General features: G+C 68.2%; 1 protein-coding gene. It reads left to right on the top strand.

Going from position 1 to position 4,407, the window contains the following annotated elements; translation table 11 throughout:
* Positions 1-4,407: amino acid adenylation domain-containing protein (locus tag VFA16_RS13770; protein WP_324968356.1), on the top strand; the 4,407-nt coding region annotated here is incomplete at both ends.

Below are 4,407 nucleotides of genomic sequence, written 5' to 3'. Positions count from 1 at the left end.
GGGTTCGACACCTCGGTGTGGGAGACCTTCGGCCCGCTGCTCGGTGGCGGTCGGGTGGTGGTGGTGCCCGACGAGGTGGTGCGCTCCCCCGAACAGCTTCACGATGTGCTGGTTGCTGAGCAGGTCGACGTGTTGACGCAGACCCCCTCGGCGGTGGGCGCGCTCTCGCCGCAGGGTTTGGAGTCCACGGCGTTGGTGGTGGCCGGGGAGGCCTGCCCACCGGAGGTGGTGGACCGCTGGGCGCCGGGGCGGGTGATGATCAACGCCTACGGGCCCACCGAGACCACGATGGTGGTGCTGCTCAGCGCGCCGTTGACGCCGGGCTCCGGGGCACCGCCAATCGGTGCGCCGGCGCCGGGGGCGGCGCTGTTTGTGCTCGATGGCTGGCTGCGCCCCGTCGCCGCCGGGGTGATGGGTGAGCTGTATGTGGCGGGCGCCGGGCTGACCTACGGCTATCTGCGCCGCGCCGGGCTGACCGCATCCCGGTTTGTGGCCTGCCCGTTCGGTGGGGACGGTGCGCGGATGTATCGCACCGGGGATTTCGTGCGCTGGCGCGCTGATGGGCAGCTGGACTATCTGGGCCGGGCCGATGAGCAGGTCAAGATCCGCGGCTATCGCATCGAACTCGGCGAAATCCAGACCACCCTGGCCGCATTGGACGGGGTCCGGCAAGCGGCGGTGATCGCCCGCGAGGACCGCCCGGGCCACAAACGCCTGGTCGGCTACATCACCGGCACCGCCGACCCCACTCACGCCCGCGCGCAGCTCGCCGAGCGGTTACCGGCCTACATGCTGCCCGCCGCGATCGTCGCACTCGATGCGTTGCCGTTGACGGTCAACGGCAAACTCGACACCCGCGCCCTGCCCGCCCCCGAGTACGCCGACGCCGCCGACTACCGGGCCCCCACTAATGCGGTCGAGGAACTGTTGGCCGGCATCTACGCCCAAGTCCTCGGAATCGACAGGGTGGGAGTCGACGACTCCTTTTTCGAACTCGGCGGCGACAGCATCTCCGCGATGCGCCTGATCGCCGCCGTCAACACCGCCCTGGACACCAACCTGGTGGTGCGGACCGTCTTCGAGGCGCCCACGGTGGCCCAACTCGCACTCCGTATCGGTGGCGCCGCGGGTCGCGTTGAGCCGTTGACACCGGTCGAGCGGCCAGCCGTGGTGCCATTGTCGTTCGCCCAACAGCGGCTGTGGTTTATCGATCAGTTGCAAGGCCCCTCGCCGATCTACAACATCGCGGTGGCGCTGCAGTTGCACGGCACGCTCAACGCCGGCGCGCTGGGCGAAGCGCTGGCCGATGTGGTGGCCCGTCACGAGAGTCTGCGCACCCTCTTCCCGACGCTCAAGGGCACACCCCAACAACTGGTTGTCCCCGTTGAGAGCGCCGACTTCGGTTGGGACGTCGTTGATGCCACCGACTGGCCGCAAAACCAGCTCAGTGAGGCGATCGGCGCCACGACGCGTCAGCCGTTTGACCTGGCGACCGAAATCCCCTTGCGGGCAAGGCTTTTCAATGTCAGCGACGACGATCATGTGCTGGCAGCCGTCGTGCACCACATCGCCGCCGACGGCTGGTCGATCGCCCCGCTGATCCGTGATCTCGCGATGGCCTACGCCAGCCGCCGCCAAGGACAGGCCCCGCAGTGGCCGCCGTTGCCGGTGCAGTACGCCGACTACACGTTGTGGCAGCGCGACCAGCTCGGCGAGCTCGACGACCCCGACAGCCGAATCAACGAGCAGCTGGCCTACTGGCAGGACGCCCTGGCCGGTATGCCCGAACGCCTGGACCTTCCCACCGATCGGCCCTATCCCCCGGTCGCCGACTACCGCGGTGCCCGCATAGCGCTGGAGTGGCCGGCCGAACTGCAGCAGCAGATCAACCAGGTGGCCCGCGAGCACAACGCCACCAGCTTCATGGTGATGCAAGCCGGCCTGGCGGTGCTGCTGGCCAAAATCAGCGCCAGCACCGACGTAGCCGTCGGCTTCCCGATCGCCGGGCGCCGCGATCCTGCACTCGACGAGCTGGTCGGCTTTTTCGTCAACACCTTGGTGCTGCGCGTCGACGTGGCCGGCGATCCCAGCGTCGCCGAGCTGTTGACCCAAGTGCGCACCCGCAGCCTTGCCGCCTACGAGCACCAGGACGTCCCCTTCGAAGTGCTGGTGGAGCGGCTCAACCCCACCCGAAGCCTCGCCCATCACCCGCTGGTCCAGGTGATGTTGGCCTGGCAGAACTTCGGCGGGCAAACCGATGCCACGGAGCTGTCCTTCGGGGATCTTCAGCTCACCCCTCTGCCTGCAGATACCCAGGTCGCGCGCATGGACCTGACCTTCGCGCTCGGCGAACAATGGACCGAAACCGGAGAGCCCGCCGGAATCAGCGGCGCAGTGGAATTCCGCACCGACGTGTTCGACGCGGCCAGCGTCGAAACGCTGATCGAGCGCTTCAAGCGTGTGCTGGTGGCGCTGACCGCCGACCAGAACCGCCGACTCTCATCGGTCGACGTCCTCGATTCCGGTGAGCACGTCCGTCTGGACACCTGGAGTAACCGGGTAGCCCTAAGCCACCCCACAGGCGTAAAGCAATCGATTCCGGCGTTGTTGACCGCGCAGGCAGCTCAGACACCGGACGCGGTGGCGGTCAGCTGCGGCCAGCGCTCGTTGACCTACCGGGAACTCGACGAGGCCGCTAACCGGTTGGCGCACCTATTAACAGCCCATGGTGCGGGCCGGGGCGCGTCAGTGGCGCTGCTGTTCCCCCGCTCCGCCGAGGCGATCGTGGCCATCCTGGCTGTCCTCAAGACCGGCGCCGCCTATCTGCCCATCGACCCGGCGCTGCCGGCGACCCGCATCGAGTTCATGCTCGGCGACGCACAGCCGATCGCCGCGATCAGCACCGCAGACCTCGCCAACCGACTCGACGACCATGACCTGCACGTCATCGACATCGACGACCCGCGCATCCCGACCTATCCGGCCACGGCACTGCCCGCGCCCGCCGCCGATGACCTCGCCTACTTCATCTACACCTCCGGCACCACCGGTGTCCCGAAGGGCGTAGCCATCACCCACTACAACGTCACCCAACTGCTGGACTCGCTGCGCGCCGATCTCCCCAAGGCGGCGGTGTGGTCGCAGTGGCATTCCTACGCCTTCGACGTCTCGGTGTGCGAGATCTGGGGAGCCCTGTTGGACGGTGGGCGGCTGGTGGTGGTGCCCGACGAGGTGGTGCGCTCACCGGCGGACTTCCACGCCTTGCTGGTCGCTGAACAGGTCAGCGTCTTGAGCCAGACCCCGTCGGCGTTTTACGCGCTGCAAAGCGCTGACGCGCTCGCACCCGAACTGGGACAACGGCTGCAGCTGGACGCTGTGGTGTTCGCCGGTGAAGCGCTGGAGCCGCAGCGTCTTCGGCCGTGGCTGGACCACCACCCCGAATCACCACGGCTGCTCAACCTCTACGGCACCACCGAGACGACGGTGCACGCCTCGTTCCGGGAGATCGTCGCCGGCGATGTCGAGCACAACACCAGCCCGATCGGCGTGCCGCTGGGGCACCTCGGCTTCTTTGTGCTCGACGGCTGGTTGCGCCAGGTGCCGGCCGGAGTCGTCGGCGAGCTGTATGTGGCCGGTACCGGGCTAGGTTGCGGATATTGGCGTCGCGCCGGGTTGACGGCGTCGCGGTTTGTCGCATGCCCGTTCGCCGGCGCCGGGGCACGCATGTATCGCACCGGAGATGTGGTGCGCTGGGACGCCGACGGTCAGCTGCACTATCTGGGCCGCGCCGACGAGCAGGTGAAGATCCGCGGCTACCGCATCGAGCTCGGCGACGTCCGCGCCGCGCTGGCCGACCTCGACGGGGTAGAGCAGGCGGTGGTGATCGCCCGCGAGGACCGCCCGGGCGACAAGCGCCTGGTCGGCTACATCACCGGCATCGCCGACCCGGCACAGATCCGCGCCCGGCTCGCCGAGCGGCTGCCCGAGTACATGGTCCCGGCCGCGGTGATGACGGTGGATGCGCTGCCGCTCACCGTCAACGGCAAACTCGACAAACGCGCCCTGCCGGCACCGGAATACAGCGAGACCGATCGCTATCGCGCCCCGGCCAACGCGATCGAGGAGGTCCTGGCGGGCATCTTCGCCCAGGTCCTCGGTGTGCAGCGGGTCGGCGTCGACGACTCCTTCTTCGATCTGGGTGGGGATTCGCTGTTGGCGATGCGTCTGATCGCCGCGATCAACACGAGCTTGGATGGCAGCCTTTCGGTGCGTGCCGTGTTCGAAGCACCCACGGTTGCCCAGCTCGCACTCCGGGTCGGTGGCGACGAGAGTCGGCTGGCGCCGTTGACGCCAGTGCAGCGCCCGTCGGTGGTGCCGTTGTCGTTTGCCCAGCAGCGGTTGTGGTTC

It is taken from the genome of Mycobacterium sp. (genome assembly GCF_035653355.1).
In the GTDB taxonomy this organism is placed as follows: Bacteria; Actinomycetota; Actinomycetes; order Mycobacteriales; family Mycobacteriaceae; genus Mycobacterium.
Note: the sequence above shows the minus strand (reverse complement) of the source record. Positions and strands in the feature narration are given on the sequence as shown.